The 24408-nt window shown below is 57.9% G+C and carries 22 protein-coding genes; 14 read left to right on the top strand and 8 right to left on the bottom strand.

What is annotated here, in order from left to right:
• Positions 1 to 5 precede the first annotated feature (5 nt).
• Positions 6 to 3194 (top strand): efflux RND transporter permease subunit, encoded by a 3189-nt coding sequence (locus tag ABWH92_RS18445; protein WP_375570920.1) that lies wholly within the window; start codon positions 6 to 8, stop codon positions 3192 to 3194.
• A 58-nt stretch (positions 3195 to 3252) separates the two neighbouring features.
• On the opposite strand, the gene ABWH92_RS18450 is transcribed toward ABWH92_RS18445, so the two are convergent.
• Both ABWH92_RS18450 and ABWH92_RS18455 read right to left on the bottom strand, forming a co-directional pair.
• Positions 3253 to 4806, bottom strand: a complete 1554-nt coding sequence (locus tag ABWH92_RS18450; RefSeq protein ID WP_375570921.1) for an alanine/glycine:cation symporter family protein — start codon at positions 4804 to 4806, stop codon at positions 3253 to 3255.
• 12 nt (positions 4807 to 4818) lie between these two features.
• Positions 4819 to 5256 (bottom strand): universal stress protein, encoded by a 438-nt coding sequence (locus tag ABWH92_RS18455; protein WP_375570923.1) that lies wholly within the window; start codon positions 5254 to 5256, stop codon positions 4819 to 4821.
• Positions 5257 to 5448: 192 nt separating this feature from the next.
• On the opposite strand from ABWH92_RS18455, the gene ABWH92_RS18460 reads away from it, so the two are divergent.
• The gene (locus tag ABWH92_RS18460; protein ID WP_375570925.1) at positions 5449 to 5919 is read left to right on the top strand and encodes an Lrp/AsnC ligand binding domain-containing protein; all 471 of its coding nucleotides are present in this window, start codon (positions 5449 to 5451) and stop codon (positions 5917 to 5919) included.
• 54 nt (positions 5920 to 5973) lie between these two features.
• On the opposite strand, the gene ABWH92_RS18465 is transcribed toward ABWH92_RS18460, so the two are convergent.
• On the bottom strand, positions 5974 to 6882 hold the full coding sequence (locus ABWH92_RS18465) for an SMP-30/gluconolactonase/LRE family protein (RefSeq protein WP_375570927.1): 909 nt from the start codon (positions 6880 to 6882) through the stop codon (positions 5974 to 5976).
• Positions 6883 to 6983: 101 nt separating this feature from the next.
• Positions 6984 to 8090 carry an NADH:flavin oxidoreductase/NADH oxidase gene (locus ABWH92_RS18470; protein WP_375570929.1) on the bottom strand — a complete coding sequence of 369 codons (1107 nt, stop codon included), beginning with the start codon at positions 8088 to 8090 and terminating at the stop codon, positions 6984 to 6986.
• 382 nt (positions 8091 to 8472) lie between these two features.
• On the opposite strand from ABWH92_RS18470, the gene ABWH92_RS18475 reads away from it, so the two are divergent.
• From ABWH92_RS18475 to ABWH92_RS18510, 8 genes are all read left to right on the top strand, one after another.
• The gene (locus ABWH92_RS18475; protein WP_375570931.1) at positions 8473 to 10086 is read left to right on the top strand and encodes an ABC transporter substrate-binding protein; all 1614 of its coding nucleotides are present in this window, start codon (positions 8473 to 8475) and stop codon (positions 10084 to 10086) included.
• A 189-nt stretch (positions 10087 to 10275) separates the two neighbouring features.
• Positions 10276 to 11253 carry an ABC transporter permease gene (locus tag ABWH92_RS18480; protein ID WP_375570932.1) on the top strand — a complete coding sequence of 326 codons (978 nt, stop codon included), beginning with the start codon at positions 10276 to 10278 and terminating at the stop codon, positions 11251 to 11253.
• Positions 11250 to 12134: an ABC transporter permease gene (locus ABWH92_RS18485; RefSeq protein WP_375570934.1), complete on the top strand. Its 885-nt coding sequence runs from the start codon at positions 11250 to 11252 to the stop codon at positions 12132 to 12134. The genes ABWH92_RS18480 and ABWH92_RS18485 overlap by 4 nt, the downstream gene beginning before the upstream one ends.
• Positions 12135 to 12192: 58 nt before the next feature.
• Positions 12193 to 13140 carry an ABC transporter ATP-binding protein gene (locus ABWH92_RS18490; protein WP_375570936.1) on the top strand — a complete coding sequence of 316 codons (948 nt, stop codon included), beginning with the start codon at positions 12193 to 12195 and terminating at the stop codon, positions 13138 to 13140.
• On the top strand, positions 13137 to 14153 hold the full coding sequence (locus ABWH92_RS18495) for an ABC transporter ATP-binding protein (RefSeq protein ID WP_375570938.1): 1017 nt from the start codon (positions 13137 to 13139) through the stop codon (positions 14151 to 14153). The genes ABWH92_RS18490 and ABWH92_RS18495 overlap by 4 nt, the downstream gene beginning before the upstream one ends.
• Positions 14129 to 15277, top strand: coding sequence for a M24 family metallopeptidase (locus ABWH92_RS18500; protein WP_375570940.1), 1149 nt, complete (start codon positions 14129 to 14131; stop codon positions 15275 to 15277). The genes ABWH92_RS18495 and ABWH92_RS18500 overlap by 25 nt, the downstream gene beginning before the upstream one ends.
• Positions 15278 to 15435: 158 nt before the next feature.
• Positions 15436 to 15984 (top strand): helix-turn-helix domain-containing protein, encoded by a 549-nt coding sequence (locus ABWH92_RS18505; protein WP_375570942.1) that lies wholly within the window; start codon positions 15436 to 15438, stop codon positions 15982 to 15984.
• Between the two features lie 52 nt (positions 15985 to 16036).
• The gene (locus tag ABWH92_RS18510) at positions 16037 to 16723 is read left to right on the top strand and encodes a glutathione S-transferase family protein (RefSeq protein WP_375570944.1); all 687 of its coding nucleotides are present in this window, start codon (positions 16037 to 16039) and stop codon (positions 16721 to 16723) included.
• Between the two features lie 57 nt (positions 16724 to 16780).
• On the opposite strand, the gene ABWH92_RS18515 is transcribed toward ABWH92_RS18510, so the two are convergent.
• Positions 16781 to 17461, bottom strand: a complete 681-nt coding sequence (locus tag ABWH92_RS18515; RefSeq protein ID WP_375570946.1) for a GntR family transcriptional regulator — start codon at positions 17459 to 17461, stop codon at positions 16781 to 16783.
• Between the two features lie 289 nt (positions 17462 to 17750).
• Between ABWH92_RS18515 and ABWH92_RS18520 the strand changes: the two genes are divergently transcribed.
• From ABWH92_RS18520 to ABWH92_RS18535, 4 genes are all read left to right on the top strand, one after another.
• Entirely contained in the window at positions 17751 to 18497 is a 747-nt protein-coding gene (locus tag ABWH92_RS18520; protein WP_375570948.1) for an SDR family NAD(P)-dependent oxidoreductase, read from the top strand.
• A 102-nt stretch (positions 18498 to 18599) separates the two neighbouring features.
• Positions 18600 to 19586 (top strand): TRAP transporter substrate-binding protein, encoded by a 987-nt coding sequence (locus tag ABWH92_RS18525; protein ID WP_375570949.1) that lies wholly within the window; start codon positions 18600 to 18602, stop codon positions 19584 to 19586.
• Between the two features lie 120 nt (positions 19587 to 19706).
• On the top strand, positions 19707 to 20201 hold the full coding sequence (locus ABWH92_RS18530; protein WP_375570951.1) for a TRAP transporter small permease: 495 nt from the start codon (positions 19707 to 19709) through the stop codon (positions 20199 to 20201).
• Positions 20198 to 21508 (top strand): TRAP transporter large permease, encoded by a 1311-nt coding sequence (locus ABWH92_RS18535; protein WP_375570953.1) that lies wholly within the window; start codon positions 20198 to 20200, stop codon positions 21506 to 21508. The genes ABWH92_RS18530 and ABWH92_RS18535 overlap by 4 nt, the downstream gene beginning before the upstream one ends.
• Positions 21509 to 21617: 109 nt before the next feature.
• Here the strand turns inward: ABWH92_RS18535 and ABWH92_RS18540 are convergent, their stop codons facing one another.
• Genes ABWH92_RS18540 through ABWH92_RS18550 form a run of 3 tightly spaced genes read right to left on the bottom strand, consistent with a single transcriptional unit; the run spans position 21618 to position 24319 of the window.
• Entirely contained in the window at positions 21618 to 22472 is an 855-nt protein-coding gene (locus tag ABWH92_RS18540) for a sugar phosphate isomerase/epimerase family protein (RefSeq protein ID WP_375570955.1), read from the bottom strand.
• Positions 22473 to 22529: 57 nt separating this feature from the next.
• Entirely contained in the window at positions 22530 to 23306 is a 777-nt protein-coding gene (locus ABWH92_RS18545) for an ATP-binding cassette domain-containing protein (protein ID WP_375570957.1), read from the bottom strand.
• Positions 23303 to 24319: an ABC transporter permease gene (locus ABWH92_RS18550; RefSeq protein WP_375570958.1), complete on the bottom strand. Its 1017-nt coding sequence runs from the start codon at positions 24317 to 24319 to the stop codon at positions 23303 to 23305. The genes ABWH92_RS18545 and ABWH92_RS18550 overlap by 4 nt, the downstream gene beginning before the upstream one ends.
• Positions 24320 to 24408: the final 89 nt, after the last annotated feature.

The raw sequence follows: 24408 nt of genomic DNA on the forward strand, positions 1-24408 counted from the left end.
GCGTTATGGATCTTATCCGTTTTGCCATCGACCGCCCCATCGCCGTTGTTGCGACCGTCATCATGGCGATCCTCTTCGGTGGCTTGGCGCTCACCCGCATCCCTGTTCAGCTTGCACCCGATGTCAGCGCACCGGTGGTGACCATCACCACCAATTGGCCTGGCGCTGCGCCGATTGAAATCGAACGCGAGATCGTCAACCCGCAGGAAGAGGTTCTGCGCGGGCTGGAAGGCCTCGACATCATGACGTCCTCCTCGTCCACCGGGGAAGCAACGGTCACGCTGGAGTTCGCCATCGGTACCGATATGAGCCAGACATTGCTGCTGGTCTCCAACCGGCTGGACCGGGTGGGCAGTTATCCCGACGAGGCATCAGAGCCAACGCTCAACACGTCGGGCGGCGATGACAGTCCTATTGCCTGGGTTCTGGTTCTTGCTGGCGAAGGCAACACGCAGTCACTGCCAACCTTTGGCGACTTCATCGAAGACATCGTCAAAGACCGGTTGGAGCGCGTGGAAGGCGTTTCGGCGGTCAATGTGTTTGGCGGTGTGAGCCGCGAACTGCAAATCATCGTTGATCCGCAGCGCCTGGCGCGCTTTGGGCTAACGGTGCCAGAGGTGGTGAACCGGCTCCGCACGGAAAACATCTCGCTGTCAGCCGGGGACATCGAAGAAGGTAAGCGGCGCTATGTTGTGCGCGCGGAAGGCAACCTCAACACCATCGAAGCGGTGGAGTCGGTGGTCCTGCGCTCGCAAGCTGACAATGGCTCGGCAGGCGGCTCTCTTGGCCGGGTGCTTATGGGCGATGTCGCGGAGGTGACCTTTGCCTATGAAGAGCCTGCTGTGCGGCTGCGTTTCAACGGTGATGCAGGTCTTGCTTTTAACGTTGTGCGTGAGCGCGGCGCCAATGTCATCGAGACGATGGAAGAGGTTCGCCGCACGCTCGACGAATTGGCCGCCGGACCGGTGGCCGACCAGAACCTGGTGCTTCAGCAAGTCTATGATGAGACCATCTACATTGAAGGCGCCATTGATCTGGTAACCCAGAACATATGGATCGGTGGCGGACTGGCCGCCCTGGTTCTACTGCTCTTTTTGCGGAGCCCACGCGCAACACTGGTGGTGTCACTGGCCATCCCTGTCTCCATCGTTGCGACCTTCGTGGTCATGGCGGCGACAGGGCGCACGCTGAACGTCATCTCTCTGGCGGGCATCGCCTTTGCTGTCGGCATGATCGTCGATGCGGCCATTGTTGTGTTGGAGAACATCTACAGGCTTCGCGAGACGGGCATGCCGCGCCGTGAAGCGGCCTATCGTGGTGCCAAGCAAGTGTGGGGCGCCATCTTGGTCTCGGCGCTGACCACCGTGCTGGTGTTCGTGCCGATCCTGGTGATGCAGCTTGAAGCGGGCCAGCTTTTCCGTGACATCGCGGTGGCAATCTCTGTGTCCGTGCTGTTGTCGCTTCTGGTGGCGGTGACGGTGATCCCTGCTCTTTCGAGCCGACTGTTGGCTGGCGGCCAACAAAAGATGCTGCCTCTACCCGGCATCGATCATTTCGGTCGTGGTTTTAAAGCGCTGGTGATGATGTATGTGCGCGCCACGGTGCGCACCCGTGCGCTGGGCATCACGATGGTGACCCTGATCGCGGGCACAGCGATCACCGCCAGCGTGATGTTCCTGCCGCAGCTGGAATATCTGCCTGAGGGCAACCGAAACCTCGTGTTTGGTCTCATCATCCCACCGCCGGGTTACAATCTGGACACCACTGAGACCATTGCTGAGCGTATCGAACAGACTGCTCGCCCCATGTGGGAAGGTGCTCCGGCGCTTGAGCTGGAAGACGGTACACCGGTGATCGAGAACTTCTTCTTCGTGGCAACACCGGGCAACAGCTTTGTTGGCGCGACAGCAATGGATGGCACACGGGCTGGCGATCTGATCCCGATCCTGTCGCGGCCAATCTTTGCCGAACCGGGCACCTTTGGCTTCATGACGCAACCGTCCTTGTTTGGTCAGGGTGTCGGTGGTGGCCGAACGATTGAACTCAATGTTTCAGGGCAAGACCTGGGACAAATTCTTGCGGTTGCCGGTCAAGCCGCCGGTATGGTTTCCGGCATTTTGCCGCGCTCTGAAGGCCACCAGTTCCGCCCTATTCCAGGCCTGGAACTCGGTGCTCCCGAAGTTCGGTTGATCCCTGACCGTTTGCGCCTTGCCGATGCCGGGCTTGATGCCGCCGCCCTGGCTGCGACCGTCGATGCGTACAATGACGGTTTGCGAGTCGCTGAGATCACCGAGGGTGCGGACCGATTGAACCTAGTTCTGCTTGGCGATCGGTCCGCGCTCACCGGGCTTCGCACCCAAGATGTGGGCAGCTTTCCGGTTGTTACGCCATCAGGACAAATCATCTCAGTGTCGGCGCTCGCCGATGTTCAAGTGACAGCAGGTCCCACCGAAGTGCGTCACCGCGATCGCTTGCGCACCGTCACGCTGGAAGTGCGCCCGTCGGATGCTCTGCCATTGGAAACAGCGGTTGCGATGCTGGAAACCCAGGTGGTCGAGGCACTTGAAGCGCAGGGCCTGCCGCCTGGCATTCGATTGACCGTCTCCGGCACCGCCGATCAGCTGAGCCAGACCTGGGATGCCATTCAGATCAATCTGGTTGTGGCACTGCTCATCGTGTTCTTGGTGATGGCGATCTTGTTTGAGAGCTTCATCCTGCCATTGGTGATCTTGGTGTCTGTGCCGGTGGCTGCCGCAGGGGGTGTTGGCGGACTGGCACTGCTCAACACGTTCCAAGTGCAACCTCTTGATATGCTGACGCTGCTCGGCTTCATCATTCTCGTCGGCATCGTTGTGAACAACGCGATCCTGATCGTGCACCAGTCGCTGATCAATTTGCGTGAAGAGGGCATGCCGCCAATCGAGGCGATTGAAGAGGCCACACGTAACCGCATCCGTCCAATCTTCATGTCCACGCTCACCAGCATTATGGGCATGATGCCACTGGTGGTTATCCCGGGCGAAGGGGCAGAGCTTTATCGCGGCCTGGGTGCGGTGGTGGTTGGCGGGCTTTCCATGTCAGCGTTTCTAACGCTGCTCACCGTGCCGCCGCTGCTGCGGCTTTGTTTGCGGGCGCCAGCTGATCAAGCCGATCAGGTTGCACCTCAAAGGTCCATGCCAGCACCTGCCGAGTAAGCAGAACAGGGGCCATGTGATGCTCGGGGCGAAACACAGCCGCCCCGAGCATTCGTTTTTAGTGTTTGAACTTCTTGATTTCGCCAGACTTGAGGCGAGCGGAGTAGGATTCCAGTTCCTTCTTCACCACCTTCATCAGGAAGTAGAGGGCGAAGATGTTCACCACAGCCATCGCGAAGATCGCCGCATCAGAGAAGTCGATGACCGGACCAAGGCTGGCTGCTGCACCGATGACGATGAACACACAGAAGATGAGCTTGAAGATCAACTCGGTCGTTTTGCCTTCACCGAACAGGTAGGTCCACGCCTTCAGGCCATAGTAGGACCAGGAGATCATGGTGGAGAAAGCAAACAGGACAACTGCAATCGCAAGCACGAATGGGAACCAGCTGATCGCCGATCCAAAGGCTGCCGACGTTAGAGCAACGCCAGAGTTTCCATCAACTGTTGCCACCGATGTACCAGCTTCGTTGAGAACGTAGAGTCCAGTTTCTGGATCCGTGATCAGTTGCTGTGAGATGATGATGACAAGCGCCGTCATCGTGCAGATGACAACCGTGTCGATCAACGGCTCAAGCAGAGACACGAAGCCTTCGGTGATCGGCTCTTTGGTGCGCACCGCCGAGTGGGCAATAGCGGCAGAACCGACGCCAGCTTCATTGGAGAAGGCAGCACGTTTGAAGCCCTGGATCAGCGCTCCAACAAAGCCACCTGCAACACCAAGACCGGTGAAGGCACCTTCAAAGATCTGGCCGAAAGCCCAACCAATCAGATCATAGTTCACGATCAAGATGATCAGCGCTGCACCGACATACATGATGCCCATGAACGGTACGACTTTCTCGGTCACGTTGGCGATGGATTTGATACCGCCAACAATCACGGCGAAGACCACACCCGCAAACACCAGACCAGTGATCCAACCTGGATAGTCACCAACGATGCCAGAGATCTGTGCGTGAGCTTGGTTGGCTTGGAACATGTTGCCCCCACCAAGTGCGCCCAGAATACAGAAGATCGAGAACAGGATGGCCAGGAACTTACCGCCAGGCAGCCCCAGCTCTTTGAAGCCCTTGGACATGTAGTACATCGGACCGCCGGAGACGGTGCCATCTTCGTACTCGTTGCGGTACTTCACGCCCAGCGTACACTCGGTGAACTTGGACGCCATGCCGAGCAGGCCGGCCAAGATCATCCAGAACGTTGCGCCTGGTCCGCCAATACCGACGGCAACGGCTACACCAGCGATGTTACCAAGGCCAACCGTGCCGGAAAGCGCGGTTGCGAGCGCCTGAAAGTGGCTAACTTCACCGGCATCATTGGGATCAGAATAGTCGCCCTTCACCAGCGAAATGGAGTGCGAGAAAAACCGTAGCTGAACAAAGCCAAAATAGAGGGTGAAAATGGTGGCGGCGATCACCAACCACATCACAATCCAAGGAAAAGACGTGCCGGGGAACGGCGCAAAGATCAGGCTCACAAAAGGGCCTGTGGTGGTTGCAAAGATTTCATTGACCCGTTGGTCCAAGCTCATGGATTCTTGTGCAAGAACCGGGTTCGAAAAGAGTGTTGCCAGCAGAAAGGCCAGCCATGCTTTGAGAGTAAATTTCATGGTTCTAACCCCTTAGCCAACGACCGTGACAGGCATGCTTGCATGCATGACAAGGTTGCTGGTTGAACTGCCGAAGATACGTTTGGCAAAGCCACCATCTGATGCGCGACCGACCACGATCTGATCAGCTTTTTGTTCCATCGCGATGGTGTTGAGTGTGTCGGCAACGTCGCCATGGCGGACAATCCCGTTGGCGGTGAAACCATCATCGCTGAGCTGCTTGACGGCCGGATCGACCACCCGCTCATGGGCGATTTTCAGCTCCTCCTCGCGGCGCTTGTGGCGCTGGGCGTTTTCTTCAGCTGTTTGAAAGGTGAAGGGCGACCATTCGATCACATAGACCACGACCAATTCGCAGTCCCCGATAAGTTTGGCCAAGCGTTCGGCGTAGGATAGCGCTCTGCTACCTGAACCGGCGCCATCAAGGCCGACAATTATTTTGGTGGGCATAACCACCTCCCTGTTTATCATTGTGGCGAGGATCAGCGTCTCGCCGGAATGAGGTCCGCACAACCCCATACAGCGTAGGTAGTGCCCCCCATGGGCAAGTATCAGTCATTTTCACTAGGAATATCGAACATTATAAATGTTTCTTTGGGTAAAGTTCTTGTTTTAGCAGGTATTTTTAGATATTTTTCCTAGATGGATAGGGAATTAGACAAAATCGATAAACGCATTCTCGACGAACTCCAGGCGGATGGACGGCTGTCGATTGTTGAATTGGCCTCCAGGGTGCATCTTTCCAACACGCCCTGTACCGAGCGGATTCGCCGTCTTGAGAGTGCCGGCTACATCAAGAAATACGCTGCTGTCGTTGATCCCATACGACTGGGCTATGACCACCTGGTGGTCGTCCAAATCACCATGGCGGTTACGTCCGACAACCATTTGGAGGAGTTCAACCGCGCTGTGCAGCAGGTGAAAGAGGTTGAATCCTGCCTCATGATCGCGGGCTCATTTGACTATGTTCTTCGAGTGCGTACACGCGATATGGCGCACTTTCGCGAAGTTCTAGGCGAGCAGATCAGTCGTCTGCCCGGCATCCGCCAAACCAATTCCTTCGCTGTGATGCAGGTTGTGAAAGACGAACGCGAGTTTCGTGTTGGGGACTAGGCCGATGCAAACTCGGATGCTCTGACACCGGTCATGTCTTGGTCCTAAGGCGCCCTACGCCATGCCCGGGATCATTGGCTTGGCGTTGGTGAGCGTCTCAATGGCATAAACCGATGTGCACGCGGTGATGAAAAGCGTGCGCCCGCCACGTCCGCCAAAGCAGAAGTTGGTCGACTTCTCGGGCGTTGCGATCTTGCCCAAAAACGCTCCCTCCGGCGAGAGCACATGCACGCCGCCAGGTCCGTTGCAGAAGATCCGGTTGTCGAGGTCCACCTTCATGCCATCAGGAACACCCTCGCCCTCGCCAGAAATCGTTGCCCAGACACCTCCACCGGTTAGGTTGCCGTCATCATCGACCTCAAAACGCCGGATCGTTGGACCCCAGCTGTCGTTTACAAAAAGCTGAGTCTCATCGTTGGAAAGGCAAAGCCCGTTGGGCTGGAGAAAATCATCGCACACCAGTGTTAGATGCCCATCAGGGTCGAGCCGGTAGACGCCTTGCACAGGATTGTCTTGTTCGCGCAGAAGACCAAGATCCTCGCGCGTGCGCCCAAAGCTTGGATCGGTGAACCAAATGCGGCCTTTGCTGTCGCAGATCACATCATTGGGTGAATTGAGTTCTTTGCCACAATGGTGAGACGCGAGCACGCTAACGCGTTTGCCGCCATGATCATGGATGACCAAGTGCGAAGAGGCGTGCTCGCATGTGATGATGCGTCCCTCGCGGTCGAAACAATTGCCATTGGCCTGGTTGGATGGATGGCGGAAGGTTTTCAGACCGTCTGCCTCATTCCATCTGTATTGAATGCTTTCGGCAATGTCGGAGAAGACCAACCAGTCTTCGCGCGGATGCCAGATCGGCCCTTCGGTGAACGTAAAGCCGCCAGCTACTTTGCTGATAGTCGCCCCCTCCGCGATAACGCCATCGATAGGAAGCTGCGTTACGCTGCTGGCATCCGCCATCAAATGATCTCCATCCCAGTTTCTTCGGTGAGCACAAGTCAACACTGCGCCAAACACAAGGCTTGGTGAAGCGAGCCTGTCAACACACCGTCGATGGGAGCCTAGCTGGAAATCCGCAGGTAGAAAGCATAGAGCTGCGGCAGGATTGAAGCTGGGTCCTCAAGGCCGAGTTCACGCGCAGCGCGGTATGGCCAGTTGGGATCGCGTAGGAACTCGCGTGCCATGGCCACAAGGTCCGCGCGCCCTTCCGCCACGATTGCATTGGCGTGAACAGGCTCTGTGATGGCGCCGACGGCCAAGGTTGGCAGGCCGGTCTCGTGTCGGATCCGATCAGCGTAGGGCACCTGAAAGCCTGGCTCAGGCTTTTGTGCAGCCAATCGCTGACCGCTGGGAAGGCCGCCACCCGAACAGTCCATCAAATCGACACCCACCTTTTTCAGTTCAGCCACCAACGCGACCGTGTCGTCCAGCGTGAGCGCACCACCTTCACTGTCAACGCAAGACGCGCGGTAGAGGACAGGTGTTCCATCTGGAACCGATGCTCGGACAGCACGTGCGACCTCAATCGGCAAGCGCATGCGGCCAGCCAGATCGCCGCCATAGGCGTCGTTGCGGCGGTTGGACCAAGGCGACATGAAGCTGTGTAGAAGATAGCCATGCGCGCCATGGATCTCGACCCCATCGAACCCGGCAGCGAGTGCACGCCGTGCGGCGGCAGCGAAAGCGTCAACAAGGGCCGGGAACTCATCCACCTCAAGAGCCCGAGGAACAGGCCAGCCCTCACGCGCCGGGATGGCTGACGGCGCCACGGTTTGCCAGGGCGCTTCGTCCGACCCACTATCGAGAGGACCAGCCCCGTCCCAAGGACGTTTGGTCGACGCCTTAGGGCCGGCATGACCGATCTGGAGGAAGATCGGGATGCTCTGGCGGCGATAAAGCGCGGTAACGCGAGCCCAGGCCGTCACCTGATCATCGCGGTACATCCCCGTGCATCCCGGGCTGATGCGGCCTTCGCGGGTGACGCCCGTTGCCTCGGCAATTGCACCACCGAGGCCGGAGGCTGCGTAGCGCCCATGGTGGGCAACATGCCAGTCGTTCGGCGCGCCATCGTCGGCTTGGTATTGGCACATCGGCGCAAGCATGATGCGGTTGGCAAAGGTGACACCGCGCAAACTGAACGGGGTAAAAAGCGGCGGCAGTGAATTCATGTCAGGCCGTCTCCGTGATGATGATGGTTGGTCGTCGCAATCGAAGCGCCGCAAAATCGTCCCGCCCGCGCCGAGTCGACGTCGGATTTTTTCAACGAAAGTGTGTCAAAGTGACGCATGTAAAATGACCCTGGATCGGTGGGCGGATCACCGCGCAAAGCGTTCGCATTACGAACAAAAGTTGTTATAACGAACATACAACGTCTTCTCCTAAGTCGGGCGTTTTGTCGTTCTTGTGCTCGGACGCTCTGAGAAATCCGTGGACAGGAAAGGCATGGCGTGACTAAAATTTTTTAACTGGGGTTTAAAAATTTCACAACGGCCTGGGTTGCTGCTGCAGCGATGACGCTGGTCCGATCCCATGGCAATAAGGAGGAAAGTCATGAAACATTGGAGATCGCGGCTTGCTGCCGCTGTCCTCATCGTCGCTTCGCCTAGTATGGCGCTGGCGGAGGAGGTGCTGACCATCGGCGTAAGGGCCGAAGCTGTCAGTATGGACCCACATTGGACCCAGCTTTCGGGCGATACGCAGGTTCAAGAGCATATCTTCGAGCGGCTCGTCGGTCTGTCATCGACCTCCCAGCCCATCCCTGGTCTGGCGACGTCATGGGAGCCAATTGACGAGACCACCTGGGAATTCCGGCTGCGTGAAGGCGTCAAATGGCACGACGGAGAAGACTTCACCGCCGAGGATGTGGTGTTCTCCTTTGACCGTTTGCGCGCGGGCGTGTCGGGCGCTCCTGCTTCTCCTGCCTTCCAGCTTGAGAAAGGCGGAAAACAGTGGGAAATGGTCGATGATTACACGATCCGCATCACGACCGACGGCCCTTATCCGACCATGGCTGAGGATCTTGCGATGCTGCCGATCATCGCCGAGCACGCCGCATCCGGGGCAGAGCCTTCCGTTGATTTCAATACAGGCGAAGCCGCCATTGGCACCGGACCCTACATGTTCAGCGAGTACACGCCGGGAAGCCAGATCGTTGTGACACGGTTTGACGATTACTGGGGCGGCGAACCACACTGGGATCGTGTTGTCTTTCGCCCGGTCGGGCAGGATTCAGCACGTCTTGCGGCATTGCTCAATGGCGATGTTGATATGATCAACTACCCGCCAACAGTCGATCTGCCGCAACTGGAGGCCGACCCGAACTTCACCGTTTCGAGCATTGCGTCTGACCGGCTGATCTACATCATTCCTGGCAACAAGCATGTGGAGCCCTTCATTACCGATGCGAATGGCGAGGTGATGGTGCCGAACCCACTGCGGGACTGGCGGGTGCGTCGTGCGCTCAGCCTCGCGATCAACCGTGATGCAATCCGCGACCGGATCATGGGCGGTGCTTCACTACCGACCAGGAACATCGTGCCACCGGGCTTCTTCGGGTATGTCGATGAGCTTGAGGCCGACCCCTACGACCCAGAGCAGGCGCAAGCCCTGTTGGCTGAAGCTGGTTATGGAGACGGTTTCAACATCACGCTGCACGGCCCCAATGATCGCTACATCAACGATGCGCGCATTTTGGAAGCCGTGGCACAAATGTGGTCGCGCGTTGGCGTCACCACCGAAGTCGACGCGATGCCGCGAAACGTCTTCTTTTCACGACTGATCCGCGGTGATGAATTGTCGATGCCTGGCTTCGATGTACCTGAATTCTCCATTGCCCTGACCGGCTGGGGCACCGTGGCAGGCGAAGCGACCTACACGGTCAGCGGCACACTGGAAACCTACAACGCGGCGACCGGTGGCGGGAACGGCAACTTCGGACGCTACTCTAACACCGAAGTTGATGCGCGTTCAGTCTTGGCCAAGCAGACCATCGACAATGATGAGCGGCGCGCGATCCTGGAAGAGGCCATTACCGTCGGTATGGACGACTACGCCTATATTCCGATCCACTTCCAGGTGAACCAGTGGGCGATGCGTTCAGATCTTTTGCATGACCCACGCACCAACGAGCGTACCCGCGCCATGGATGTGACACGGGTCGAGTAAAAGCTCGTATCAAAAAAGATGCCCCCATCTGGCCTACTCCAGATGGGGGCATACCGCCTCTAAGCACACGCACAGTGAACGCCCAAACTTGATCGTTTCGCTTGGCTCGATTGCCAGGCAGATCATTGTCATTTCTTGTTTTCTCGGCTCGGGGCCAACCATGTTCCAGGACAATCGGATCGACGTGACATGACCGAGTTCATCGTCAAACGCCATCTGCAAGCGTTGCTGGTTCTGGCCGTGATGACGTTGCTGGTCTTCTTCGGCGTGAACGTGATCGGCAACCCGGTCTATATCTTTGCCTCGTCGGAATGCGATCAGGCCTGTCTTGACGCAATCATTACCGATCTTGGGCTCGATCTGCCGATCTGGCAGCAATATCTGGTGTTTGTCGGCAACTTGCTGGAAGGTGATCTGGGCAACTCCTTCACCCATGGCGTGCCGGCCATGTCCCTGATCCTGGAGCGTTTGCCCGCGACGTTAGAACTTGCTTTCTGCGCGCTTGTGATTGCCCTGTTTGTCGGCCTGCCACTGGGCGTGGCCGCGGGCCTGCGCCCCAATGCCGTGTCATCGAAGATCATCATGGGCTTTTCGATGCTGGCCTTCTCGGTTCCGATCTTTTGGATCGGGCTCATCATGATCATCGTCTTCTCCGTGACATTGGGCTGGATGCCAGCGGTCGGGCGCGGGGATACGGTCAATGTGCTGGGTGTTCATCTCAGCCTCTTCACCCTTGACGGGCTGCACCATCTAGCGATGCCAGCCATCACACTGTCGCTGATCATGATGGCGATGGTGATCCGGCTGACCCGTGCAGGCATGCGCGAAGTGCTTTTCGCCGACTACATCAAGTTCGCTCGCGCCAATGGAATCCGCGAAAGGCGCATCCTTAGCTTTCATGTGATGCGCAACATCCTGATCCCTATCGTCACAGTTCTGGGGATGGAGTTTGGCGGCGTGATTGCCTTTGCCGTGGTCGTTGAATCGATCTTCTCGTGGCCTGGCGTTGGCAAGATGCTGATTGATGCCATCGCCGTGCTCGACCGCCCTCTGATCGTTGCCTACCTCCTCTTTGTCGTCGTCATGTTCGTGTTGCTGAACCTGATCATCGACATTCTCTATTCCTTGCTGGACCCACGCGTCCGCTTGGGCGGGAATTCAACGTGAGCGGGGCGGCTTTGACAGGTCCAACGCCGGGCATTTGGCGCGTCTTTTTACGGTCACCCTCGGCTGTGGCGGCTCTGATCGTCTTTTCCGGGTTTTGTGCCATCGCGCTTTTGGCGCCTTGGATCACAACCCAGAATCCCTACGACCTCGCGCAGGTCGACATCATGGACTCCTTGCTACCCCCAGGATCAGAAAGCTGGACGGGTGCGCCTTACTACCTGGGAACCGATGGACAGGGCCGCGACATGCTCTCGGCGATGATTTATGGCATCCGCATCTCCTTGCTGGTCGGCGTGGTGTCAGGCCTCATCGCGTTGCTTGTCGGAACCATCGTCGGACTGGTCGCAGCCTATCGTGGTGGATGGGTTGATAATGTGCTGATGCGGATCGTTGATCTGCAGTTGAGCTTTCCGACCATTCTCGTGGCGCTGATCCTGGTGGTGATCTTAGGACGCGGTGTCGACAAGATCATCTTCGCGCTGGTCGTGGTGCAATGGGCCTATTTTGCGCGCACCGTGCGTGGCGTGGCGCTGGTGGAAAGCGCGCGAGAGTATGTCGATGCTGCCCGAGGACTGAAACTGGGGCATTTGCGCATCCTTTTCCTACACATTCTGCCCAACTGCCTGCCGACGATGCTGGTGGTTGCGACGATGCAGATGGCGGCTGCAATCTCGCTGGAGGCGACGCTTAGCTTTCTCGGCCTCGGTCTGCCGCCGACGCGGCCATCACTCGGACTGCTCATCGCCAACGGTTTCGACTATCTGCAATCAGGGCGCTACTGGATCAGTGTGCTGCCCGGTCTTGTGCTTCTATCCATCATTGTCAGCGCCAATGTCCTCGGCGACAGGCTGCGCGACACACTGAACCCTCACCTATCATGACCGCGTCCCCCGAGCCCTCCCCCCGGTTCTCGACATTGAGAACCTGAACACCTCCTTCATGCTCCCGGCTGGGGAGCTGAAGGTTCTGCGCGACCTAAGCTTTTCTGTCAGGCGCGGCGAAATCCTTGGCCTGGTCGGCGAGTCGGGATCGGGTAAGTCGATCACCGGCTTTTCCATCAACGGCTTGCTCAGCCCCCCTGGGCAGGTCGTTTCAGGCTCGATCCGCCTGAATGGAACTGAGATCACGACACTCTCGCCAGCCGAAATGCGAACGCTGCGCGGGGCCAAGATCGCCATGGTGTTCCAAGACCCCATGATGACGCTGAACCCAGTGTTGAAGATCCGCGTTCAGATGAGCGATGCGCTTCGTGCCCATGCGCGGTTAGGGCGAAGCGAGATTCGCGCCAAAAGTCTGGCCGCGCTGGAAGAGGTGGGTATTCCGTCACCCGAAGATCGGCTCGATGCCTATCCGCACCAGCTCTCCGGCGGTATGCGCCAGCGTGTGGCCATCGCTATCGCGATGCTTCATGAGCCCGATCTCATCATCATGGATGAACCAACGACGGCGCTCGATGTCACAATCCAAGGGCAAATCCTTGCATTGGTGCAGCGGCTCTGCCGGGATCGCGGCACAGCGCTGATCTGGATCACCCACGACCTCGCTGTTGTGGCCGGGATCGCCGATCGCCTGATGGTCATGTACGCCGGTCGCATCGTTGAGGAGGGCCCCGTTGATGCTGTCCTCGATACGCCAGCGCATCCTTATACGCGCGGATTGATCGACAGCGTGCCGACCAGAGGCATGCGCGGCAAGCGGCTGACGCAAATCCCAGGGCGTATGCCAGCGCTGACTGACTTGCCGGAAGGCTGCGCCTTTCAGCCAAGATGTCAGCGCGCAACGGATGCCTGCAAGACGCCACCCACCATTCAAACACTGTCGCCCGACCGCAAAGTGCGCTGCGTCTTGCCCTTACCTGAAGCGTCCACGGTGGGAGCTTCGGCATGAGCGATCCCATCTTAAAGGTCAGCAACGTTTCTCGACGTTTCGGCGGGAAAAGCGACATCGTGACTCGCCTTCTGGCGCGCCTCGGTCTGGTTCGGCCGAAACCCGTCGTTACCGCGGTTGATGGTGTCTCGTTCACGCTTGAACGCGGGCGCGTGCTTGGTGTTGTCGGTGAATCGGGCTGCGGGAAATCGACGCTCGGGCGTATGATCGCTGGCCTGTTGCCGCCCTCTGAAGGTGAGATCACCTTGGACCAGGGTGATGGCGAGCATCGGGCAATGCCGATGCAAATGATCTTCCAGGACCCATTTTCATCCCTCAACCCCCGCAAGCGCGTGCGTGAACTGGTGGGTGAGGCACCGCGGGTGCACCGGATCGTCAAACCCAACGAGCTGCAATCCTATGTTGAGCAGTTGATGGAGCGTTGCGGCATTGATCCAACGGTGCGTGACCGCTATGCGCACCAGTTTTCAGGCGGCCAGCGCCAGCGCATTGGCATTGCTCGCGCCTTGGCGGTTGAGCCCGAAATACTGGTCGCCGATGAAGCGGTCAGCGCGCTGGACGTCTCGGTTCAAGCGCAGATCATCAACCTGTTCCTGGATCTGCGTGATGAATTTGGGCTGACCTACGTCTTCATCTCCCATGATTTGGGCGTGATCGAACATATCGCCGATACAATCCTTGTGATGTATCTGGGCCGTGTGGTCGAGCATGGGCCCGCCGAAGAGGTTTTTGCCCAACCCCTGCATCCGTATACCCGTGCCCTGATCGATGGAGTCCCACGCCTTGACCGGCGCCGGGTAACCTATGAGCCCATCAAGGGCGATATCCCCTCGCCCATCAACCCGCCTTCGGGTTGCCACTTCCATCCCCGCTGTCCGTTCGCTCAACCGCAATGCCGGCAAGAGCGCCCCGAAACCCGCCAGGTGGAGGGCCGCCAGGTTGCGTGCCACCTGGCCGAAGAGATCATCAATCAAAAGGAGCCAACTGCATGGCAAGCTACGCCGAGCGCCTGACCCGATTCCAAAACAGCCTTACCGATCAGGCCGACCTTGTGTTCTTCCCGATCGGAACTGATCTGGATTATCTGACAGGCCTCCACCGGGACATTCCCAACTACGGTCGCAATCTGCATCCGGGGATGTGGCTCGAGGGCGCTTGGATCGCGCCGGGCAAAGACCCGATCCTGACGCTGCCACGGATGACGGTTGAGTTTGGCTTATCTGAGAGGCTCGACGCGCTGGATGTCCGTGTTTTGGGCGACTGGGATGATCCGGCACAACTGGTGTCGGGCATTCTCGACGAGTTGGGCGTGGGCGATGGCCCACGTATCGCCGTCAGCGACGACGCTGAAGCCGAAACCTTGATCGAGCTCCAGCACCTACGCCCCGGGGTGCGCTTCCTGTCAGGCACCGAACTTCTGCGGCCGCAACGCGTGATCAAGGACGCCGACGAAATCGAGAAGCTGCGCCGAGCTGGTGCCATCACAGAAGCGGCGTTTGCCGCCACGGTGAAGCAGATGAAGATCGGCATGACCGAGCTGGACGTGTCGTCAGAAATCGATCACCAGATGAAGGCGCATGGCTCACTTGGGCCGTCCTTCACCACGTCGATGTACAACACCGGCCCCAACATCACTCTGGAGTTCGGCAACAAACTGAAGTCCTGGCCACGCAAGCTGGAGGCACCAACCAGTGTGCTGTTTGACTTCGGCGCTGTGCTGGACGGCATGTGCTACGATTTTGGTCGAACAGCCTGCATGGGCGAGCCGTCAGCAGAGCAGATCAAGGTGCACAGGCTGATCATGGAAAGCCAAGCCGCCGGTATCGCAGCCCTCAAAGCTGGTGCCATCACCTGTGAGGAGGTGGACAAAGCGGCACGCGATGTGTTGGAGGATGCGGGCTACGGCGAGGCGTTCCGCCATCGGTTGGGCCATGGTATCGGCTGGGATGTTCATGAGCCCCCCTTCTTGACCGACGGCGACAAAACGTTGGTTGAGGAAGGCATGATTTTCACCATTGAGCCATCGATTTTCCGTGATGGGGATTCGAGCGCCCGGGTGGAGGATTGTGTCGTGGCTCGCCCCGATGGCGGGGAGGCGCTGACCCGTGGCTTTCAGGAGTTGATCGTGGTCGCCTAACCAGGGCGACACCTGATCAACGGCTAAAGCTTCTGGGCCCGGCGTGAACCGCCGCAATGCCTGGCCCGCCAGACGCTGCGACTGCAATTGGAGTGATGATGCAAGACACAAATTCCCTGCAGGATACAGCGTCTGAGGCGTTCAGGATCGGCCCACCCATGCGCGCTTCGCGTCAGAAGGCGGGCATGACCTTGCAGGATGTCGCGCGTTCGGCCGGTGTATCCATAGGCTATCTCAGCCTGATTGAACGCGATCAGGCCACACCCACTCTGACAACCTTGGATCGCATCGCGCAGGCTTTGGGGGTCGGGCTAGAACGGTTCGTGGTCCGCCCAGAACCGGTGGAATGCGTGACGCGCGCCGCCGAAAGGCAGCGGTTTCACGTTGGCTCTGACTTGCTGGGCTACGAACGGGTGAGCGCGCAGTTTCCCGGGTCAGAACTGTCCAGCTATGTGTTGACGATCGCGCCTGGATACCACTCCGAAACGGTCGATCATGCAGGCGAAGAGCATGTCTATATGCTGTCCGGCAGCATGGAGGTTCGACTGGATGGCAAGCTGTTGACCCTAACATCTGGGGACAGCGTGCACTATCCATCAACCCAGCCCCACGCCTGGGCAAACCCGCAGGAAACGGTTGCGCAGGTGCTTTGGACAGGCACGCACGACATCTTCACCCCGCGAAACATCACCAAGGCCGAGCCGTGACACGGTTGAGAGGCGCTCGCTCTCCCCACGTCGCAACGGGAGCATCAAAGCCATGATCACCTTCTATTACAGCATGGCGCCAAACCCCATGAAGGTCGCGCTGTTTCTGGAAGAGGTTGGGCTCGACTATAAGCCCGTGCCTATCGACACGAAGAAGGCTGAGCAGCACACTGATGCCTTCAAGGCGATGAACCCCAATACAAAGCTGCCCGTGATCACGGATGGTGAGACAACCGTTTTCGACAGCAATGCGATCCTGCTCTATCTTGCTGAGAAGACTGGGATGTTCTTGCCAGCCCCCGATCAGCGCGGAGCCTTGCTCTCTTGGCTGATGTTCGTGGCATCGGGGCTAGGGCCTTTTTCCGGCCAAGCGGTCCATTTTCGCAACTTCGCGCCCGAAAAGAACCTCTACGGTATCAAGCGATATGATTATGAGGCGCGGCGGCACTGGCAAATCGTCGACGATCAGCTCGCGCGTGGACCTTACATGCTGGGCGATGTCTACACGATTGTGGACATGGCGGTCTGGGGCTGGGGCGACAGACTGACCTACATGCTCGGTGACGATGACATCATGCAGAGCTACCCCAATCTCGACCGGCTGATGAAAGACATAGAAGCTCGGCCAGCGGCCCAGCGCGCAAGGGGCCTTAAAGACCTTCACTCCTTCCAGCAGACTATGGACGAGGCTGCGCGCCGATCACTTTACCCGCAGCTCTACGCACCAGATCCTGTTTGATGTGCACTGGGTGGAACGCGACGTTCAGGCTCAACCAACCCGCATCCTCATACACTCTCACTCAAAATAGTCGGGATGTTTTTCGTAGACACTTTTGATCGTTGGCGTGAGGCGATCAAGGTGGCGACGCAAAGCCTTGTCGGCCTTTGATCGGTTGCCGGCCCGCATCGCCGCTAGCAGTTCCAAATGATCTTTCAACAGCGTTTCCATAGCGCTCTGACTGGTCAGTGACAGCACACATAGCCGGTCCACCTGACGCTTGCTTGCCGCGATCAATTCAAAAGCGAATTCCGATCGGGCGCCGCGACACAGCAAGCGGTGAAATTCATAGTCAAGCTCATGCCATTGTTCCGCATCGCCCTGTGACACAGCTTTTTCTTGTGCCGCGATATTGGCATCCACGGCCGCGTCCACATCCGTATCGCGGTCCTTGCACGCCAGACGGACGACATCTGCTTCGATGGCCGTACGAATGAAGCGCGCGTTCTGGATGTCCTCCAATGAAAAATGCCGGACAACAGTTGGCCGTTGTGGACTGACCTTTATCAGCCCCATGCGGCTGAGTTGTCCAAAGGCCTCGCGGATGGGCTGACGTGAGAGATCGAACCTCTTGGCCACCTCCACTTCAGAAATGCGCGTACCTGGCAGCAGCGTGAGCCCAACGATGTCATCGTACAGCTTGCCGAAAACCAGGTCCGCGCTGGTTTGGCGTTCGCTGGCTTGGTCAAGCGAGTTCATGAATAGGCTTCTCGTGTTTTTGTCGCGGTTAAAGCGTACGCAAATGAAGCTGCGTGGACATCAGTCTAGGGTTCCTACGTCAGTTTTCCAAGGGTGTCGCACCCAAATGACACTTGGGGATAGCGGCACCCCGCTCTCACGCACCGTGATTTAGCAAAATATATCAGATGGTTACATGTCTCTTCAGTGTATTAGGAGCGGCAGGGTTGATTTTTGGGATACTAGTATCCTAGTCTACAAACAACAAGAACACAGGTGCAGCACCAACAAGCGCACCGCGGGAGGATGCATGACCCTAGAGGGAAAAACAGCTGTCGTGACTGGAGGCGGTCGAGACATTGGTCGCGCGATTGCGCTGGCGTTGGCCGAACGTGGAGCGCGCATCATCGTCAGCTATCACGCCAGTGCCGACGGTGCGCAGGCGGTGGTTCAAGACATCGCCAGCAGGGGCGGTGTGGCAAAGGCGGTCCATAGCAACCTCACCACGCAGCAAGGCGTGAACGCTTTGGTTGACGCAGCCAACGCGTTGGGCGGTTGCGTTGACATTCTGGTCAACAATGCCGGTGGCCTGGTGGCACGGAAGACCATGGAGCAGATGGATCTGAACCACTGGAATGCGGTTATGGATCTCAACCTGACAAGCACCTTCATGGTTACGAAGGCTTGCCTGCCGTTGATGAGCAAAGGCGCAACCATCATCAATCTGTCCAGCCTTGCTGGGCGCGATGGTGGCGGACCTGGGGCGATCGCATACGCAACAGCCAAAGGCGCGATCATGACCATGACGCGTGGCTTGGCCAAAGAGCTTGGTCCTGACATCCGCGTCAATGCGCTCTGCCCGGGCATGATCAACACGGGCTTCCATGATGCATTCACATCAGACACGGCCCGCAAAAATGTGGCCGCTGCCACACCACTCAAGCGTGAAGGGATGGCGCAAGAGATTGGTGAAACGGTGGCATTTCTCGCATCGCCCGCCTCAGGTTTTATCAACGGCGCGTGCATCGACACCAATGGTGGTGTCGCTTTTTCATAAGGCTTCAGACGGGACAAACCCGCTCGTTCGGACGCACCTCAACGCTGGGCCATGTTGAGATAAGATGCGCGAAAAACCGGCCCGATCCTATGGGAGGATACAATGTTTAACTTCAGTGCAAAAAGCATTCTCGCTGGCGCGGTTGTCGCCCTTGCGAGCACCACTGCGCAAGCAGACGACATTACCTTGCGTGGCGCTAGCATGTTCGATGAAGAGCATGCTTTCACTAAAACACTGCGTTACTTCGAGGAGCGCGTGGCCGCCAACTATGATGGGGATGTGTCCTTCGACTTGCGCCTCAACGGCGAGTTGGGCGTGGAGTCCGACTATGTGACCTACCTCAACCAGGGTGTTGCAGTGGACTACACCATCCTTGCACCCTCCAACATGGCGGTCTTCTCAGAGTCCATTCCGCTCATGGATATGCCGTTTCTCTTCCGCGATCTCGATCACTGGGATGCGGTCCTGTCTTCCAATGTGCTTCAACCGCTGGAAGATGAGCTGCGCGAAGCTGCAGGGATTGTGATTGTTGGCTATCATGGCGGTGGCGTTCGGAACCTGGCTTCAGCAGCGCCAATTACCAACATGGACGACCTTGCAGGCCACCGCATGCGTGTCATGGGCGCGCCCATTCAAGCACAGACCTTCTCCGCCGTGGGTGCTGCTCCGTCAGCAATCGCCTATAATGAGGTCTACAATGCCATTCAAACTGGCGTGATCGCTGGCTTTGAAAACGAGGCGGCGTCCATTCAGAATTTGAAGTTCTACGAAGTGGCCCCTCACATCTCGTTGACCCAGCACACCATCACGGTTCGACCCATTGTTATGTCAGCTGCGACCTTCGACAATCTGCCTGCTGATCTGCAGGAGGCCATCATGACCGCTGGTGCGGAAGCCGGTAGCTTTGGTCGCGCTCTGGAAAGCGGACAAGATGGCGAGAAGCTTCAACAGATGATCGATGCTGGCCAAATCACGGTGCATGACTTTGACGGTCGCGAGCAGATGCTGGAACTGGTTGGCCCGGTTCAAGATGCCTATGCAGAAGAGCTCGGCGCAACCGAACTTTTGGAAGCCATTCGCGGCATGTAGTTTCCCCCCAAGACCTGGCGGCGCGGCTTCGGTTGCGCTGCCATTTTCTCCTCAGTCGCGCGGTAAAACTGCGCGGTCAGGGGTTACTTCGGCACAGTGCAGATTCACGGGGACAGCTTGATGGTTGGCAAAACGCTTGAAACGTTCTGCAACGGGTTACGCGTGCTTCTGGGCGTGTTGATGGCTGCTCTGGCGGTGCCTGTAGCGATGCAAGTCATCTCCCGCTACACCGGCCTCATTCCGACTTATTTGTGGACGGAAGAGCTCTCCACCTTCATCTTCATCTGGATCGTCATGATCGGCTCGATGGTGGCTGTTTGGGATGGCACGCACTTTGATGTGCGCATCTTTGCCGACGCCAAAACACCGTTCCTTCGGCTTGTCCAATCCGGCTTTGTCCACCTAGCGATCTTGTTCTTTGCGCTGTTGTTTGCCTTCTACGGGGTGGAATACGCGCAATTTGGCGGCAATCAGCGCTCGGTGATGATGCGCGCCAACTTGCTGCTCACTCATATCTCCGTGCCCATCGCCGGAACCGTCTGGAGCGTGTTGATCAGCTACCGCCTGTGGGAGGATTTGCAGACATATCTTGCTAGCAGAAAGGCCGCTTCATGATCATCGGAACTGGTCTTGCCTGTGCGCTGCTGGTGGGAGTGTTTGTAGCCCTCATTTTTCTGCGTATCCCCGTTGCTTTCGCACTGGGTCTGGCAACCATCCCTGTTGTTCTGCTGGAATTGCGACTGACGCCCTTCATTGTCCTCGATCGGATGTTCCAATCCTACAACTCGTTCATCCTGTTGGCCGTGCCGTTTTTCCTGCTGGCCGCCAACCTGATGAACTCCGGCAAGGTAACCGACCGTCTGATTGAGCTGGCCCGCGTGCTAACGGGTTGGATGCCCGGCGGTCTGGGTCATGTAAATGTGGCTGTTTCCATGCTGTTTGCGGGCATTTCAGGATCATCGACTGCCGATGCGGCAGGATGCGGCAAAATTCTCATCCCTGCCATGCAGCGCGAGGGTTACGACACGCGGTTCGCCGTGGCGATCACCGCATGCTCGTCCGTGATGGGCGTCATCATCCCTCCATCCATCCTCATGATCGTTTGGGGTGGCGTGATGCAGGTGTCCGTTGGAGCCCTTTTCTTGGGTGGGGCGATCCCCGGTTTGATGATCGGCCTTTCGCTGATGGCAACGGTCTACGGCTTCGCCAAGGCGCGCAACTACCCTATCTCCAGCCTACCAACCATGTCGCAGTTCTGGCTCGCTTGGCGCGGCGCTTTCCTAGCCCTGCTCACTCCGATCTTTGTCATTGGCGGCATCGTGGGTGGCATCGTCACGCCCACCGAGAGCGCGATCATCGCAGCGGCTTACTCGCTTATCCTGGGCATGTTCGTGTATCGCACGGTGAAAGTGCGAGACCTGGGACACATTCTCTATGAAACGGCACGTTTTGCTGCGATTTCGCTCTTTGCTATTGGCACCGCATCTGCTTTTGGCTGGCTACTGTCCTTTTACAATGTGCCCCGCCTGATCGTCGGCGTCATGACTGCCCTTGAACTCGGACCGTTTGGAACGGCCCTGGTGATAGCCGCGCTGTTTCTGATGTTCGGTCTGTTCATCGATGCCATCCCAACCATCATCATCCTCGGCACAGTGCTGATGCCCGTGGCGCAGGCAGCAGGGATCGACCCAATATCGTTTGCCATCATTGGCATTGTTGCGCTGGCCTTTGGTTTGGTGACGCCACCCTACGGACTGTGTTTGCTGATTTCAGCGGCGATTGGCGGCCTGAATGTGGTGCAGGTTATCCGTGACGTTGCGGTCATTTTGTTGCCAATGCTGCTGATACTGTTGCTGATTGCCGCCTTTCCAGAGATCGCACTTTGGCTGCCCAAAACGATGATGCCGGGCTCATTCAACTAGGGCCTGATTGGTCCAGCGGCAAAGGCGGGGTGTTTCTTGCTTTGGATAGGCCTTGGCTCGAAACCACGCGCTTTCCATGCCCAATGCAAGGTATCGTGAGGAAGCAGAACTAGGTGCCGATCAACCGATATTGCTGCGCCTTGTTGCGAAGAAACGGCAGACCCTTTGACATCACGGTATCGTGGTTGTCGGCCACAGGCCGCCAAACGGAAAGCCCGTAGGCGATCTCCGGTGGCATGTTGATGAAACTCTCCATCGCCAAACCTCCGGTAAATCCAATCGCCGCGAGAGTGGCAAAGATCTCGTCCCAATCACAGGTGCCTTCGCCAGGGGTACCGCGGTCGCTTTCGCTCAGGTGGATGTAGCGCAGGTGCTCACGTGTATCGAGGATTCCATTGGCAACCCCCTTCTCCTCGATGTTCATGTGGTAGGTATCAAGGTGGATAAAGATGTTGTCTGAACCCACCTTTTCTATCATGGCGCGGGCTTGCCAACCGGTGTTGATGAGGTGATTCTCGTAGCGGTTGACGGGCTCGATGCCAAACAGAAGACCAATCTGCTTGGCATAGGCAGCCACCGGTCCAAGCGTGCGGGCCACGGCGTCAAGTTCAGCCTCTGTTGGTGGCAAGCCCGAACGCTGGCCGATCCCACCATACGTGACTCCCGAAAGTGCTTCGCCACCCAAAGCCTTTGTCTTGTCCAACGCGAGCTTCAGGTAAGCAATCGCGCCGTCAACGTCGTTGGTTGGCCATTGCGCCTCAGGCAAGCCTAACGAGCAAATGGCACGCAGGTTGTTCGCTTCCAGCAGCGCTCGGGTGTGGGCAGTATCGACCTGCTGAGGCTGCAGCATCGGTATCTCGATGAAATCCATGCCATAGTGAGACGCACCGGCCACCGCTTGCTCCGCGCCGGCTCGATCCCAGTTCATGGTCCACATACTGGTGTGAACACCAAATCCTTCCATTACGCGGCCTCCTGCCTGCAACTTAGTCTGTTACTCATATTGCCCGCTTGGCGCTGATCAGCCAGCGGCTTCATGCTCTGCTGCATGGGCCATATCTTGGCCGCCTACAATGGCACTGACGACCTCCGCCATACTGGTTTGGCTGGTGACCAAATTGGCGGTTGCCACGCCCTGGCGTAGAACGACGATCCGGTCTGTCACGCCCAGCACATCGTTGAGACGGTGCGAAATGAGAATCACCGAGATTCCTTGCCCCTTGAGCCGCTTTATCAAGTCGAGAACGCTTTGCACCTCGCGCACAGCAAGCGCTGCTGTTGGCTCGTCCATGATCACCAGTTTTGGGTCAAAGGTCAGAGCGCGCGCGATGGCGACGGTTTGCTGCTGGCCGCCGGAGAATGAGCCAACCGGCCGGTTGATCGATGGCAGATGCGCACCAAGCCGGTCGATCATCTCCTGCGCTTTGCGGTCCATCGTCCGCTTGTCGACCATACCCGGCACGATACCCAAGAACCGGCGCACCGGTTCACGACCGAGGAAGATATTGCTCGCCACATCTTGCTGTTTGGCGAGAGCCAGATCCTGGTAGATCATCTCAATCCCCAACGCACGGCGTTGGCCAGGGTCGAGGTGTAGGATCGATTGGCCATCCAACTCGATCTTGCCAGCATCAGCTCTGTACATACCGGTGATCGTTTTCATCAATGTGGATTTGCCTGCGCCATTGTCGCCGACAAGCCCGATCACCTCGCCCTCGGCCACAGTCAGGTCGACGCCGTGCAGCACATCCACCGCACCAAAGCTTTTGCGGATCCCGCTCAGGGTCAGGACACTCATACGCGCGTCTCCCTGCGGGATTGATACTGGTCGATGAACACAGCGAGTATGAGCACAGCTCCGATAGCCATTTGCTGATAATAGGATTGCACGGCCAACAGGTTGAGCCCGTTCTGAAGGACTCCCATGATCAACGCCCCTACTAGGGTGCCAAGGATAGACCCGCGGCCGCCGAACAGGTTTGTGCCACCGATGATCGCAGCTGTAATCGCCGTCAGCTCATAGGTAAGACCGGCCGTTGGATCACCGGCATTGATGCGCGCCATGAACAGCATGCCAGCAAGACCAGCAAGACCACCAGACAAGGTGTACAAGATCACCCGGTGACGTTCCACTTTGATGCCGGCCGTTCGCACGGCTGTTTCATTGTCACCGATCGCCAGCGTGTAGCGCCCAAAGCGGGTGTAGGCGAGCAGGTAGTGGCACGCCAGCGCGGTGGCGAGAAGAATGAACACTGGCATCGGAATGCCGAATGGTCGGCCTTGGCCGAGATAGACCAGTTCGGCGGGTAGACCGTAAATCACCCGGCCATCGGATATGACCAATGCCAGCCCGCGTGCCAGCCCGAGCATCCCAAGAGTGACGATAAATGCCGGAACCCCCGCCCGCGTGACAAGCCAGCCATTGATGAAACCGGCCGCAGCGCCAGCCGCAAGGCAACCCACCACACCAAAACCAGCTGGAGCGCCCAAGGTGACGGCGACATAGGCGCCGACAACACCCGACAAGCCCATCACCGAGCCGAGCGACAGATCAAGCCCACCGGAACTGATGACAAAGGTTGCTGCAATGGCGAGCACGCCGATGGTGGCTGTTGCGAGCAAAATATTGAGGAAGTTGCTGACGGACAAAAAAAACGGCGACAGCACCGTCATGATGACGCAAAGACCGACCAAAACAACAAGCGATTCCAATCGCAGGTGCAATCGTTCCTGTGAGGCCGCTTGCGCCCGCCTCCACAGGCCGACGGGGGCCGGGGCGCGCTTGGTGTTTGCGGTTTCGATCGACATCATGTCCTCGTGAGAAAGCAAATGTGGGGGAGAGCGGAAGCGGCACGCCCACCATAGGACGTGCCGCGAAGGTAGGCGCGGACGGGAGGAGC

The organism is Ahrensia marina, from assembly GCF_042140245.1.
Taxonomy (GTDB): Bacteria; Pseudomonadota; Alphaproteobacteria; order Rhizobiales; family MH13; genus MH13.